This window comes from Mesorhizobium sp. M0830 (assembly GCF_040319965.1).
Taxonomy (GTDB): domain Bacteria; phylum Pseudomonadota; class Alphaproteobacteria; order Rhizobiales; family Rhizobiaceae; genus Mesorhizobium.
Window position 1 is genome coordinate 41,417 of the sequence record NZ_JAMYOR010000014.1, and the last position, 13,060, is coordinate 54,476.

Here is a 13,060-nt window from a genome sequence, read left to right on the forward strand (position 1 = left end):
TTCCGGCTCATGTCCAAGTTTCTCGCGTCTTTCGGATTGGGCCAAGGCTGGATGAACACCTTGCCGTTGGGCCAGTTCCGCGCCATGGCCTCGGCAAGCGGTCGCCGGAAGATGATACCGGCGCTCAGACCTTTTCCTGCGAGTATTTCTTCAGCTCCGTCCGCGCCACCTGCCGGCGATGGACGGCGTCAGGCCCGTCGGCAAGGCGCAATGTCCTCAGATGCGTCCACGACCGCGCCAGCGGCGTGTCCTGGCTGATGCCTTGCGCGCCGAACATCTGCACCGCCTCGTCGGTGACCTTGAGCGCGACGCGGGGCGCTATCACCTTGATCTGGCTGATCCAAGGGGCGGCGGCCCGCGCGTCGCCCTGATCGATCATCCATGCCGCCTTGAGGCAGAGCAGGCGGGCCATCTCGATCTCCATGCGGCATTCCGCGATGATGTCGAAATTGGCGCCGAGCTTTGCCAGGGGCTGGCCGAAAGCCTCGCGGCGCATGGAACGCTGGCACAGCATTTCCAGCGCCATCTCGGCTTGGCCGATGGCGCGCATGCAATGATGGATGCGGCCGGGGCCGAGCCGCCCTTGCGCGATCTCGAATCCCCTACCCTCGCCTACGATCAGGTTCGACGCCCTAATCCGCACATTGTCGAAGCGAAGATGCATATGGCCATGCGGCGCGTCATCGTCGCCATAGACCTGCATGGCGCGGACCTTGGTGACGCCTTTGGTGTCGGCGGGCACCAGGATCATGGAATGGCGGCGGTGCTTTGGCTCGCTGTCGCCCCCGGTCCGGACCATGACGACGTAGATGGCGCAGCGCGGATCGCCGGCGCCCGATGCCCACCATTTCTCGCCGTTCAGCACATAGTCGTCGCCCTGCCGCTCGCAGCGCATTGCAATGTTGGTGGCGTCGGACGAGGCGACATCCGGCTCGGTCATCAGATAGGCCGAGCGGATCTTGCCCTCGAGCAGCGGCTCCAGCCACGCTTTCTTGTGATCGGCCGAGCCGTAGCGTTCCAGCACCTCCATATTGCCGGTGTCCGGTGCCGAGCAATTGAAGGTTTCCGCACCGAGATGCGACTTGCCCATCTCCTCGGCCAGATAGGCGTATTCGACCGTGGAAAGGCCGTAGCCGCGCTCCGAGCCGGTCAGCCAGAAATTCCACAGGCCGCGCTCTCTCGCGGTCCTTTTCAGCCCTTCGAGGATCTCGCTCTGGCGCGCCGTATAGACCCATCGATCGCCTTCCTTGCCCACTTCGGCGAGAAATTCCTTGTCGAGCGGCATGATCTCGTCGCGCACCATGGCCGCGACGCGCGCGTGGATCGGCCTCAGCCGCTCGGTCATGCCGAGATTCATGTCCGTCATCGGTCGCTAACCCTCCATGGATGCCAGGCATTTTGTCGGTGGCAAGGATGACTGTACTTCGGATAGCCTTGTCAACGCGAACTGTTTGCCCGCACGCCGAGCGCGGAGGACTGTGATGAGCTATCTGGACGAGCTGTTTTCGGTGGCCGGCAAGACCGCGTTGGTGACGGGTGCCGCAACCGGCATCGGCCGCATGGCGGCGACAGCGCTGGTGCAGGCCGGCGCCAGCGTGATGATCGCTTCGCGCAAGGGCGAGGACTGCATCAAGGTCGCCGCCGAACTGAATGGACTTGGCGCACCCGGCCGCGCCGAAGGGTTTGCGGGTGATGTCTCCAGCGAGGCCGGCATTGCCGCACTCGTCGCCGAGGTCAAGGCGCGGACCGACAGGCTCAACATCCTGGTCAACAATGCCGGCGTTTCCTGGGGCGCGCCGCTCGAAAGCTTTCCCTATTCGGCGTGGGCGAAAGTGTTCGGCGTCAACGTCACCGCGGTCTTCCATCTGACCCGTGAATTGCTGCCGCTGCTCGATGCCGCCGCCAGCGATGCCGACCCGGCCAGGGTCATCAATCTCGGTTCGGTGATGGGCACGCAACCGCTGGCCGACGACGCCTATTCCTACACGGCTTCGAAGGCCGCGGTTCACCATCTGACACGCACCCTGGCGCTTGAGTTCGCCGCCCGCCGCATCACCGTCAACGCTTTCGCCCCCGGCCCCTTTCAGAGCCGGATGACGGCGTTTGCCACTGGGACGGAAGAACAAGCCAGACATGTCGGAAACCATGTTCCGATCGGCCGTATCGGCGCACCGGATGACATTGCCGGCGCAACGCTCTATCTGTGCAGCCGTGCAGGAAGCTACGTCACAGGCGCCGTCCTGCCGATCGACGGCGGACAGTCGGTGCAGCATGGGCTGACGCTGTTCAAGGAATAACATTTTCCGGCCACAGAAGCCGGAGGTGAACTGGAGGACGTGAGCGTGGAACCGATCAGTCTCGATGTGCTTCTGGCCAATGTCGGCAAGGAAGTTGGCGTGTCGCCGTGGCGGGTGGTCACGCAACGCATGATCGACCAGTTCGCCGACGCCACCGACGACCACCAGTTCATCCACTGCGATCCGGAGCGGGCCATGCGCGAGACGCCCTTCGGCGGCACCATTGCACACGGCTTCCTGTCGCTGTCGCTATTGTCGGCGATGACCTTCGAGACCATGCCGCCGCTGGAAAACAGCAAGATGGGCGTCAACCACGGCTTCGATTCGCTGCGCTTCCTGGCGCCGGTGAAGACCGGCGCGCGCATTCGCACACGTTTCGTGCTGGCCGACGTGAAGGTCAGACCGTCGGGCTGGGTGCAGACGGCGCATGACGTGACGATCGAGATCGAAGGCTCGAAGAAACCGGCGCTGACGGCACGCTGGTTGACGCTGACCTTGATCGAACGCCAGCCCGAGACGGCATGAGCGATACGAACGTCCTCGACCAGGCGGCGCTCGCGCCTTACCTCGAGGCAAACATACCGGGCTTTTCCGGGCTTGCCGCAATCGAAAAATTCAAATCCGGCCAGTCGAACCCGACCTATCTGCTGACGGCGGCAAGCGGCCGTTACGTGCTGCGTGCCAAGCCGCCGGGCAAATTGCTGAAATCGGCGCATCAGCTCGACCGCGAATTCAGGGTGATGAACGCGCTTGCCGGCACCGCCGTGCCCGTGCCGGAGATGCTGCATCTCTCGTCGGAGGACTCGCCGATCGGACGTATGTTCTACGTCATGGATTTCGTCGACGGCCGCATTTTCTGGGATCCGGCGCTGCCGGAGGCCGGCGATAACGATGAACGAGCTGCCATCTACGATGCCATGAACGACACCCTCGCCGCGCTGCATGATGTCGACGTCGGGGCCGTGGGTCTCGGCGATTTCGGCCGGCCGGGCAACTACTTCGAGCGCCAGCTGGCGCGCTGGACCAGCCAGTACCGTGCCTCGGAGACCGGCACCGTGGCCGATATGGACCGGCTGATTGCCTGGCTGGAAACGCACATGCCCGAAGATGACGGCAGCGTCTCGCTGGTGCATGGCGACTACCGGCTGGACAATCTGATCTTCGCTTCCGATCGGCCTCAGGTGGTGGCGGTGCTCGATTGGGAACTGTCGACATCAGGCCATCCCTTTGCCGATATCGCCTATCAGTGCATGCAATGGCGCCTGCCTCACGCCTCAGGTTTTCGCGGCCTGGGCGGTATCGATCGTGCCGCACTCGACCTGCCTTCCGAGGAGGATTACGTCGCCAGCTACTGCCGGCGGCGCGGGCTCAGTGGTATCGGCAACTGGACGTTCTTCCTCGCCTTTTCCTTCTTCCGGCTGGCGGCAATCTGTCAGGGCGTCTTCAAACGGGCGCTGGACGGCAACGCCTCCAATCCCGAAAAGGCGAGAACCTATGGCGAGGCGGTGAAACTACTTTCGCATCTCGCTGCCCGACTGATCGACAAGGAGGCGTGACGATGGCCGCTTCGACGCAGCAACAATGCCGGTCGCGGATTCCGCCGGCGGGCTTGTTGGGAACCTGTCACACCCTTGTCCGTTTTCGTACAGCGTATATAATTTGGGCCAGCACCAACCCGAACAAAGGCACCTATCTTTGCCGCCGAGTGTCCAGACACGCCGCGAGAAACAAAAGGCCGAACTGCGCTCCGAACTGGTCGAGGCCGCGCACAGGCTCGTTCAGGAGGAAGGCTATGAAGGCCTGACCATCCGCAAGCTGGCCAAGCGGGTCGGCTACGCACCGATGTCGGTCTATTCCTATTTCGCCGACAAGCAGGACATCCTGTTCGCACTCGCCGAGGATGCGTTTGAGACGCTAGCCCGCCGCATCGAGGAGCACCCATCCGACGATCCGATCGAGGCTTTGCAGGCCGTCATGACCGAATATGCCGCCTTCGGGCTCGGGAATCCCAACGAATACCGCACCGTGTTCATGACCGAGAAGACGAAGCTGCCGGAAGGCAGGAGCTACGAGGACATGGAAGAGGGCAACCCGGCGATGAAGGTGCTGATCAGCAGGGTCGAGGCCTGCGTGGCCGCCGGCAAATTGCAGGGCGACCCGCGCGCCATCGCCACCATGCTGTGGGCGGTCGGCCACGGCACGATCTCGCTGCTGATCACCTTTCCGTTCTACCCCTTCGGCGATCCGCAGGCTTTCGTGAAGCGCATGTGCGATTTCACGCTTGCCACGCTCAGCACGCAAAACGTGCCGCCTCTGACCCACACGCCGGTCAACTGCTGAGCGCCAGTTTCCTTTCGAATCCTTGGTTAACAAAAAGTTCATCGTACGCGTACGATTTTGCCTTGAACTTCGCGATCGACGGACGTATGTGTACAGTGCATCGTACATGTACGAAAAGAATTCGCCCGTCGAAAACGGAGACAGACTATGAAAAAGACACTCCTCACCCTCGCCGCCGTGCTGGCACTTTCGGGCTCGGCCTTCGCCGCCAGCACGACCCACCTGGTCAAGCATGCGTCCGCTGCAACCTGCGTAGACACGAAGACCAACGTGAAGCTCGATTGCGCGTCGACCGGCTCGGTCGAGAAGAAGGGCGCCACGGAAAACACCGCTGAAGGCAAGGGCCCGCGGCTCGGCATCAGCATCGACCCGTGGATCGTGCCGAGCTCGTTCTAAGATCCGCCGAAATCGCGTACGGCCGGCAAAAGCCGGCCAGCTTCAGGCGACCAGGATCGGCAGCTTGGCCGCTGAACTCTCGAAGGCCGCGTCTATCAGTTTCTGCATGTCCGCGGCGCGCCGGAAGGACGGATCGCCATTTCGGCCTGCATCCAGCGCGTCGGCAAAGCGCCGGGCGTTACGCTTGACATTGGGCAGCGGCAGCGTTCGCCAGCGCTGAAGATCGACATCCCCACCCAGGCAGGCCGACAGGTTCGACACCTTGCCATCGGTCTCGACCTTGATGGCGCCCTTGGTGCCGTGCAGGGCCAGCGACAAATCGTTGGTATGGCCAGTCATGTAGCGGCTTGCCACGATCGTGGCGAGCGCGCCGGAATCGAGACGCGCCGTCATCGCGACGCTGTCATTGGCATCCAGCACATAATCGCCGATGCGCTCGCCCTCGGCCTTCGGAAACGTCACCAGATCGGCATGCAAGCTGACGATATCCTGGCCGGCGCCATACGTGGCGAAGTCCAGGATGTGAATGCCGACATCGCCGAGAACGCCGGTCGAACCGTGCCGGCTCGACAGGCGCCATAGCCATTTGTCCTCGACCCGCCAGTCGCCCCATGATTTGCTGATCAGCCAGCTCTGTCGGTAGCTCGCCTCGACATGGCGCAGCTCGCCGATCTCGCCGGCCTGCACCATGCGCCGCGCTTCCTGGATTGCCGGTGAGTTGCGATAGGTCAGGTTGACCATGTTGACCACCCCGGCTGCCTCTGCCGCTTCGGTCATTGCCAGCGCGTCGGCGTGGTTCGGCGCCAGCGGCTTTTCGCAAAACACATGCTTTCCCTCGGCAAGCAGCGCCAGCGTCGTCGCCAAATGTGCACCATCCGGCGTCGCGTTGATGGCGGCATCGAAATGGCCCCAGGCGACCGCCGCCTCCAGGCTCTCGAAGAAATCTCCGATCTTGCTGGCAGCGGCGAACGCGGCCGCACGGCCGGGCACCTGATCGACGCAGGCGACGATGCCGCAGCCGGCAATCCCGGCGAACTCCTCGACATGATGCCCGGCGATGCCGCCCGTGCCGAGCAGAAGAATTCGATGCATCAGTTCAGGCCCCCAATCACCTCACGCCGCAATCGACTCACGCGCCGATCAGCCAAGACCCCTGTCGCCATCGGCATGCAGGCGCAGGCCTTTTTGGACGATCTTCTCCTTGGCGGCATCCGTCGGCACGTTCGGGGCATTGGTGATGCCGGACCAGGCCGGCGCCGGGTTGCGCGCCCAGTGCACCGCATTGCGCAGCACCTGCCGCACGCCTTCGTTGTGATAGATTGGATAGGTCTCGTGACCGGGCGAGAAGTAGAAGATCCTGCCGGCGCCGCGCTGGTAGGTCAGCCCGGACCGGAACACCTCACCGCCCTCGTACCAGGAGACGAACACCGTCTCGAGCGGCTCCGGCACGGCGAAGGGCTCGCCATACATTTCGGTCTCGCCGATCTCCAGGCACTCGCCGATGCCCTGCGCGATCGGATGGCCGCGGTTGATCGCCCAGACGCGCTCGCGCTCGCCCGCCTCGCGCCATTTCAGCGAACAGGGCGTGCCCATCAGCCGCTTGAAAATCTTCGAGTAATGCCCGGAATGGAGCACAATCAGCCCCATGCCTTCCCACACCCGCTTCTGCACCCGCTCGACGATCTCGTCCTTGACCTCGCCATGCGCCGCATGGCCCCACCACAGCAGCACGTCGGCGGCGGCCAGGCGCTTTTCGCCCAGGCCGTGCTCGGGCTCCTGCAAGGTGGCGGTGGTCGCCTCGATGCCCTTGTCCTGGTTGAGCGCCGCGGCAATGGTGCCATGCATGCCCAAGGGATAGAGGTCGCGCACGGCGGCATTGGTCTGCTCGTGGACATTCTCGCCCCAGACGATCGCTTTTGTCGGCATTTTCATCTCCCAAAGCGCTTTAAATAGCATGCCCAACGGGATTGAGAAGGTCCGATCCGATCTGGTCCGATGGAAAACTATGCCTTGCGCTTCTTGCGCCCGGGCACGGTCTTGGCCTGGCCCGGCTTCGCCGGAGCGCCCGAGATGGACGATCCAGTGATCGACACCGGATCGCTGGCCGGGAACGTGTCTTCGAGGCCTTCCTCGAGTTCCTCTTCGGCGCTCGGCGCTTCGTGCCGCTCCTGTTCGAGCGAACGGACGGCCGACGTCTTTTTGACCGGCGACTTGGGCGCGGAATTCGACGGCATCGGCATTCTCCCTCGGCGTGAGGATGCAGAACGAGCCTGCCCTGCAAACGTTCCGGGTTCAGACCGCTGCGTCGCGCGATCCCTCGGACAAAAAAGTAAAGACATAGTCCGAGAAGGAACGCCAGCATTCAACCCTGAAGGCGTCCGGCGCCGTGCGCAACAGCACGATCTCGGTCTTGCCGAGGATGGTTCGCGACGCCGCTCCAACCGGGAAGCCATCGGGCCACAGGTCCTGCGGGCAACCCGCATTGATCGTCGCTGCTGCCCCGGTGCCCGTCACGGCGATAGCGATGTTGCGATGCGAGATGCCGACCGCCGAGTGCAAGGCGGAAACCCCAGCACAATCGGCCAGCGGATCCTTGCCCGCCTCATCGATGACCAGCCATTCGTCGGGGCCGAGCCACAAGGCGGTTCGCCCGCCCTTCGAAGCGGACGTCTTCGGCTTTTTCGGCAAGGTCACGCCGAGCGCCTTGGAAAGCGCTGCAAGCGAGGCCTCCGGTGCGCGCAATGAAATGCGCTCGGCCGGCGGCAGCACCTCGACCTTGACGCCGGTAGCGGTCGTGCTGCGTCCGGCCAGCGCCGGACGGCGTTCAACCGAAGGCGATGTGGCCGGCGCCGTCTTTCTTGCAGCAGCAGCCTTAGCCATTGAGGCGCCCTCCCGTCTCGTCGAAGAACACCATGCTGGCAACCTCCACTTCGATCACACCGTTCGGCATCGGCACAAACAGCGTGTCGCCCATGCGGTCGCGTCCGCCAGCGACCAGCGCCAGCGCGATCGAGCGGCCGCAATTTTCCGACCAATAGCTCGAGGTGACATGGCCGATCATCTTCATCGGGATCGCCTGCTTCGGATCCTCGACAATCTGCGCGCCCTCTTCCAGCACCACCTTCGGGTCTTTGGTTTTCAGGCCGACCAACTGCTTGCGGCCCTTCGCGACAAGGTCGGGTCGCGTCAAGCCGCGGATGCCGACGAAGTCCGTCTTCTTCTTGCCGACCGCCCAGTCGAGACCGGCATCGTTCGGCGTCACCGTGCCGTCGGTATCCTGGCCGACGATGATGTAGCCCTTTTCGGCGCGCAGCACGTGCATGGCCTCGGTGCCGTAGGCGGCAGCGCCGTGCTTCTGGCCCTCGGCCCACAGTGCTTCCCAGACAGCCTGCCCGTAATCGGCCGGCACGTTGACCTCGAAGCCGCGCTCGCCGGTGAACGACATGCGAAACAGCCTGGTCGGCACGCCGCAGATCTTGCCTTCGCGCACCGACATATGCGGCAGCGCCTCGTCCGACATGTCGATGCCTTCGACCAGCGGAGCGATGATGTCGCGGGATTTCGGTCCCTGCACCGCGATGACGGCCCATTGCTCGGTGATCGAGGTCAGCCAGACGTTGAGATGCGGGAACTCTGTCTGGAGATAATCCTCCATGTGGTTCATGACGCGCGGCGCGCCGCCGGTCGTCGTCGTCACATGGAAACGGTCTGGCGCCAGCCTGCCGACTACACCGTCATCATAGATGAAGCCATCCTCGCGCAGCATGATGCCGTAGCGGCAGCGGCCGGGCTCCAACTTCTCCCATGGGTTGGTGTAGAGCAGCTCCATGAATTTCGCTGCGTCCGGACCGACCACTTCGATCTTGCCCAGCGTCGAGGCATCGAACAGGCCGGCCGTCTTGCGCACCGCGACGCATTCGCGGTCGACCGCGGCATGCATGTCCTCGCCCGCCTTGGGGAAATACCAGGCGCGTTTCCACTGGCCGACATCCTCGAACACCGCGCCTTGCGCCTCGGCCCAGGGATGGATCGCAGTCTTGCGCGTCGGGTCGAACAGCGGACCCCGAGCATGGCTGACGATCGCGCCGAAGGTCACCGGCGTATAGGGCGCCCGGAACGTGGTCAGGCCGACCTCCGGGATCGGCTTGCCCAGCGTCTCGGCGGCAATCGCCAGGCCGTGCATGTTGGAGGTCTTGCCCTGGTCGGTCGCCATGCCGTTGGTGGTGAAGCGCTTGACGTGCTCGATCGAGCGCATGCCTTCGTGCACCGCCTGGCGGATGTCCTTGGCGGTGACGTCGTTCTGGAAGTCGACGAAGGCTTTCACCGTCGTGTCCGGCCCGGCTCCGGGCGCCGCACCCAGCATACCGCGCGACCAGTTTTCCGAGGCATCGACATTCGGCTTGCTACCCCTGGCGGATTTCGCGCCCGCATCCTTGGCCGCCTTGGCGCCCGCCGCATAGGCTTCGTCGACCGCCGCGGACAGCCCGTCGGTGCCGTTGCAGGCGCCGACAGAGACGCAGTCCTGCGCATAGGTGCCCGGCACGAAGCGCTTGGTCTCGTCGTTGAAGGCGACCTTGCCGCGCGACTGCGAGAACAGATGCACCGAAGGCGTCCAGCCGGCCGACATCAGGATCGCATCGACCGGGATGGTGCGTTCGCCGCCGCCATTCTTCGGCTGCACGGTCATCGACGACACCCGCAACTTGCCGCCTGCGCGGATAACGGCACGGCCGAAATTCACCTCGATGCCGAGTGCCCTCGCCTCGTCGATCAGCGGCCCGGTCGGGTTGTCGCGCAAATCGACGATCGCCGCCACGTTGACGCCGGCCTTCTTGAGGTCGATTGCCGCTGCATAGGCGGAATCATTGGCGGTGTAGACGCCGACATTTTTGCCGACCGCAACGCCATAGTGGTTGAGATAGGTGCGCGCCGCTCCTGCCAGCATGACGCCCGGCCGGTCATTGTCGGCGAACACCATGTGGCGCTCGATGGCGCCGGAGGCCAGCACCACGCGCTTGGCCCTCACCTGCCACAGCCGCTCGCGCGCCAGATCGTGGCCGGGGGTCTTCAAATGATCGCTGACACGCTCGACCAGCCCGACGAAATTCTGCGCATAATAGCCGAACGCCGTCGTGCGCGAGAGCACGCGTACATTGTCCATGGCGGCGAGCTTGGCCACCGCACCTTGAGCCCAGGCAAAGCCGTCCTGGCCGTCGATTTTCGCACCGCTCTCGAACCGTAGGCTGCCGCCGAACTCGGCCTGTTCGTCGGCAAGGATGACGCGCACGCCGGTCTCGGCTGCGGCAAGCGCCGCCGCGATGCCGGCGGCGCCGCCGCCCAGCACCAGGACCTCGCAATGCGCATAGCGCGACGAATAATGGTCCGGGTCCGGTTGGTCCGGGGAAACGCCAAGTCCGGCCGCGGCGCGGATCTTGGGTTCGTACAGGCTCTTCCATGCAGCCTTCGGCCACATGAAGGTCTTGTAGTAGAAGCCGGCCGAAAACAGCGGCGAAGCAAAGTCGTTGACCGCGCTGACGTCGAAGGACAATGAAGGCCAGCGGTTCTGCGACTGCGCGTCCAGCCCGTCATAGAGTTCCTGCACGGTGGCCCGCACGTTCGGCGTCTTGCGTGCCGCGTCGCGCTTGATCTCGACCAGCGCGTTCGGTTCCTCGGCGCCCGCCGACAGGATGCCGCGCGGACGATGGTACTTGAACGAGCGGCCGACAAGATGGACGCCATTGGCGAGCAGCGCCGAAGCCAGCGTGTCGCCCTCGATGCCGGTATAGGACTGGCCATCGAAACTGAACCGCGCGGTCTTCGCCTGCTTGAAGCGACCGGCGCCGGGAATGCGGAACGCGCCGATCATTTGGCAACCACTTCGTTGGAGTTTTTGGGCAACTTGGACGGTTTCGGCTCGCCAGCCTTGTAGGTCATGACGAACTTGTCGGTGACGGTGTCGCGCACGGCGTTGAAGAAACGGGCGCAGCCATGCATGTGCCGCCAGCGCTCATAAATGATACCCTTGGGGTTCGAGCGGATGAAGAAGAACTTCTCGAAATCGTCGTCGCTCTCGCCGGCCATGTTGGCCGAGCGCGCGATATGCGCCTCGCCGGCGTTGCGGAACTCGAGTTCCGGGCGCTCTTCCTCGCAATAAGGGCAGCGGATGAGAAGCATTGTCCTGGTTCCTACAATTCGCCGTGGCCGACGCGGGCGCCCGCCGGTTGATCGCAAAGCTTCTGTCCCAACGTCGCGAACGGTGCGACGAGCCGGATGCGCTCTTCCACGCTTGCAGCGGGACGAAACAGATCGCGAGACGCCATGTTGCCGAGGGTGAGTTGCATCGGATCGGTTGTGACGATGACCTGACGTGGCTGGAACGTCTCGTCCTCCTCGAGCCCTTCGGACCGTCCCTCGAAGAACATCACCACCCTCTGGCCGCCGCTCCAGACGCAGGCCAGCGTGCCATCGTCGACCGAAAATGGCCAGTCGGCCTCGTTGTCGGCGCGACTGATCGGCTGCAGCCGCACTTCATCCGCCGAAGGAAAATGGAACATCCCCTGTTCCCCCGCCAGCATCAGCGGCATAGCTACAGCCATCTGCGCCATCATCAGTGCGCCACCGCCGCCGCCGCCGCCTCGTCGATGAGCCGGCCGGTGCGGAAGCGTTCGATGGTGAAGGGTGCGTTGATCGGGTGTGGATCGTCCTTGGCGATCGTGTGGGCAAAGACATGGCCCGAACCGGGTGTCGCCTTGAAGCCACCCGTGCCCCAGCCGCAATTGACGTAGAGGCCGGGCACCGGCGTCTTGGCCAGGATCGGCGAGCGGTCGGGCGTGACGTCGACGATGCCGCCCCAGGAGCGCAGCATCTTCATGCGCGTGAAGATCGGGAACATCTCGCAGATGGCGTCGAGCGTGTGCTGCAATATGTGCAGGCCGCCCGTCTGCGAATAGGAAACATACTGGTCGGTGCCGGCGCCGATCACCAGTTCGCCCTTGTCAGATTGCGAGATATAGGCGTGCACCGTGTTCGACATGACAACGCAAGGCACCACCGGCTTGACCGGCTCCGACACCAGCGCTTGCAACGGATAGCTCTCCAGCGGCATGCGCACGCCGGCCATGTTCATGATGACCGAGGAATGGCCGGCGGCAACGACGCCGACCTTCTTGGCGCCGATGAAGCCGCGCGTCGTGTCGACGCCCATGACGGCGCCATTGGCGGCCCGCTTGACCCCGGTGACTTCGCAGTTCTGGATGATGTGCACGCCGCGCGCCGAAGCGCCGCGCGCATAGCCCCAGGCAACCGCATCGTGCCGCGCCGTGCCGCCGCGCCGCTGCAAGGCCGCACCGACGACTGGATAGCGCGCATCCTTGGAGGTGTTGAGCGGCGGGCAGAATTCCTTCGCCTGCTCCGGCGTCAGCCATTCATTGTCGATGCCGTTCAGCCGGTTGGCGTGGACGTGGCGCTTCAGCACCTGGACGTCGTGCACGTTGTGGGCGAGCATCATGACACCGCGGGCCGAGTACATGACGTTGTAATTGAGCTCCTGGCTCAGCCCATCCCACAGCTTCAGCGCGTGGTCGTAAATGCCGGCGCTCTCGTCATAGAGATAGTTGGAGCGGATGATGGTGGTGTTGCGGCCGGTATTGCCGCCGCCGAGCCAGCCCTTTTCCAGCACCGCGACATTGGTGATGCCGTGCACCGTGGCGAGATAGTAGGCTGTGGCCAGGCCATGGCCGCCGGCGCCGACGATGATGACGTCGTATTCCTTCTTGGGCTCAGGCGAGGACCACTGCTCCTCCCAGCCCTTGTGGCCGCGCATGGCCTCGCGGGCGATGGCGAATACCGAATATTTCTTCAACGTCCCAACCTCGCCCCAGAAAAGGCCTCGCGAATAACGGCCGGGCGTTCATTCGATCCCGGCGCGCGAGGTGTATCACTAGCGAAACAGCGCTTCCACCCTTGCGCTGTTTGCGACGGCGCTTGCCGTTTTGCGCCACGGCGAAAAAGCCGCATGCGATCTGGCA

The 13,060-nt window shown here is 64.0% G+C and carries 14 protein-coding genes; 5 read left to right on the top strand and 9 right to left on the bottom strand.

Annotated elements, in window-relative coordinates; all coding sequences use genetic code 11:
- Positions 1–124: 124 nt before the first annotated feature.
- Positions 125–1,366, bottom strand: coding sequence for an acyl-CoA dehydrogenase family protein (locus NKI20_RS11150; protein ID WP_023759690.1), 1,242 nt, complete (start codon positions 1,364–1,366; stop codon positions 125–127).
- A 115-nt stretch (positions 1,367–1,481) separates the two neighbouring features.
- On the opposite strand from NKI20_RS11150, the gene NKI20_RS11155 reads away from it, so the two are divergent.
- The 5 genes from NKI20_RS11155 to NKI20_RS11175 all read left to right on the top strand — a co-directional run bounded on the left by NKI20_RS11155 (position 1,482) and on the right by NKI20_RS11175 (position 5,033).
- On the top strand, positions 1,482–2,297 hold the full coding sequence (locus tag NKI20_RS11155) for an SDR family oxidoreductase (protein WP_352830560.1): 816 nt from the start codon (positions 1,482–1,484) through the stop codon (positions 2,295–2,297).
- Between the two features lie 39 nt (positions 2,298–2,336).
- A complete protein-coding gene (locus NKI20_RS11160) occupies positions 2,337–2,822 on the top strand; it encodes a MaoC family dehydratase (protein WP_263495443.1) in 486 nt (161 codons plus the stop codon).
- Complete coding sequence (locus NKI20_RS11165; protein WP_352830562.1) at positions 2,819–3,853, top strand: phosphotransferase family protein; 1,035 nt, start codon at positions 2,819–2,821, stop codon at positions 3,851–3,853. The genes NKI20_RS11160 and NKI20_RS11165 overlap by 4 nt, the downstream gene beginning before the upstream one ends.
- A 139-nt stretch (positions 3,854–3,992) precedes the next feature.
- The gene (locus tag NKI20_RS11170) at positions 3,993–4,637 is read left to right on the top strand and encodes a TetR/AcrR family transcriptional regulator (protein ID WP_352830565.1); all 645 of its coding nucleotides are present in this window, start codon (positions 3,993–3,995) and stop codon (positions 4,635–4,637) included.
- A 147-nt stretch (positions 4,638–4,784) separates the two neighbouring features.
- Entirely contained in the window at positions 4,785–5,033 is a 249-nt protein-coding gene (locus NKI20_RS11175) for a DUF680 domain-containing protein (protein ID WP_352830567.1), read from the top strand.
- A 42-nt stretch (positions 5,034–5,075) separates the two neighbouring features.
- Here NKI20_RS11175 and NKI20_RS11180 read toward each other — a convergent pair whose 3' ends face one another.
- From NKI20_RS11180 to NKI20_RS11215, 8 genes are all read right to left on the bottom strand, one after another.
- Positions 5,076–6,125: a Gfo/Idh/MocA family protein gene (locus tag NKI20_RS11180; RefSeq protein WP_352830569.1), complete on the bottom strand. Its 1,050-nt coding sequence runs from the start codon at positions 6,123–6,125 to the stop codon at positions 5,076–5,078.
- A 48-nt stretch (positions 6,126–6,173) separates the two neighbouring features.
- On the bottom strand, positions 6,174–6,959 hold the full coding sequence (locus tag NKI20_RS11185) for a ThuA domain-containing protein (protein WP_023759683.1): 786 nt from the start codon (positions 6,957–6,959) through the stop codon (positions 6,174–6,176).
- A 77-nt stretch (positions 6,960–7,036) separates the two neighbouring features.
- Positions 7,037–7,267, bottom strand: a complete 231-nt coding sequence (locus tag NKI20_RS11190; RefSeq protein WP_023759682.1) for a hypothetical protein — start codon at positions 7,265–7,267, stop codon at positions 7,037–7,039.
- A 58-nt stretch (positions 7,268–7,325) separates the two neighbouring features.
- Positions 7,326–7,913 (bottom strand): sarcosine oxidase subunit gamma, encoded by a 588-nt coding sequence (locus NKI20_RS11195; RefSeq protein ID WP_352830573.1) that lies wholly within the window; start codon positions 7,911–7,913, stop codon positions 7,326–7,328.
- Positions 7,906–10,899, bottom strand: a complete 2,994-nt coding sequence (locus NKI20_RS11200; RefSeq protein ID WP_352830576.1) for a sarcosine oxidase subunit alpha — start codon at positions 10,897–10,899, stop codon at positions 7,906–7,908. Before NKI20_RS11200 ends, NKI20_RS11195 begins: the two co-directional genes overlap by 8 nt.
- Positions 10,896–11,207, bottom strand: coding sequence for a sarcosine oxidase subunit delta (locus NKI20_RS11205; RefSeq protein WP_023759679.1), 312 nt, complete (start codon positions 11,205–11,207; stop codon positions 10,896–10,898). The genes NKI20_RS11200 and NKI20_RS11205 overlap by 4 nt, the downstream gene beginning before the upstream one ends.
- An 11-nt stretch (positions 11,208–11,218) precedes the next feature.
- Entirely contained in the window at positions 11,219–11,641 is a 423-nt protein-coding gene (locus NKI20_RS11210) for a hypothetical protein (RefSeq protein ID WP_352830578.1), read from the bottom strand.
- Positions 11,641–12,894: a sarcosine oxidase subunit beta gene (locus NKI20_RS11215; protein ID WP_127416521.1), complete on the bottom strand. Its 1,254-nt coding sequence runs from the start codon at positions 12,892–12,894 to the stop codon at positions 11,641–11,643. Before NKI20_RS11215 ends, NKI20_RS11210 begins: the two co-directional genes overlap by 1 nt.
- Positions 12,895–13,060 lie beyond the last annotated feature (166 nt).

Bases quoted from the DNA above. Each gene is read 5' to 3' on its own strand.
- NKI20_RS11195 (WP_352830573.1), bottom strand. From the start codon at position 7,913: ATGGCTAAGGCTGCTGCTGCAAGAAAGACGGCGCCGGCCACATCGCCT.
- NKI20_RS11185 (WP_023759683.1), bottom strand. From the start codon at position 6,959: ATGCCGACAAAAGCGATCGTCTGGGGCGAGAATGTCCACGAGCAGACC.
- NKI20_RS11180 (WP_352830569.1), bottom strand. From the start codon at position 6,125: ATGCATCGAATTCTTCTGCTCGGCACGGGCGGCATCGCCGGGCATCAT.
- NKI20_RS11200 (WP_352830576.1), bottom strand. From the start codon at position 10,899: ATGATCGGCGCGTTCCGCATTCCCGGCGCCGGTCGCTTCAAGCAGGCG.
- NKI20_RS11190 (WP_023759682.1), bottom strand. From the start codon at position 7,267: ATGCCGTCGAATTCCGCGCCCAAGTCGCCGGTCAAAAAGACGTCGGCC.
- NKI20_RS11175 (WP_352830567.1), top strand. From the start codon at position 4,785: ATGAAAAAGACACTCCTCACCCTCGCCGCCGTGCTGGCACTTTCGGGC.
- NKI20_RS11205 (WP_023759679.1), bottom strand. From the start codon at position 11,207: ATGCTTCTCATCCGCTGCCCTTATTGCGAGGAAGAGCGCCCGGAACTC.
- NKI20_RS11150 (WP_023759690.1), bottom strand. From the start codon at position 1,366: ATGACGGACATGAATCTCGGCATGACCGAGCGGCTGAGGCCGATCCAC.
- NKI20_RS11165 (WP_352830562.1), top strand. From the start codon at position 2,819: ATGAGCGATACGAACGTCCTCGACCAGGCGGCGCTCGCGCCTTACCTC.
- NKI20_RS11155 (WP_352830560.1), top strand. From the start codon at position 1,482: ATGAGCTATCTGGACGAGCTGTTTTCGGTGGCCGGCAAGACCGCGTTG.
- NKI20_RS11210 (WP_352830578.1), bottom strand. From the start codon at position 11,641: ATGATGGCGCAGATGGCTGTAGCTATGCCGCTGATGCTGGCGGGGGAA.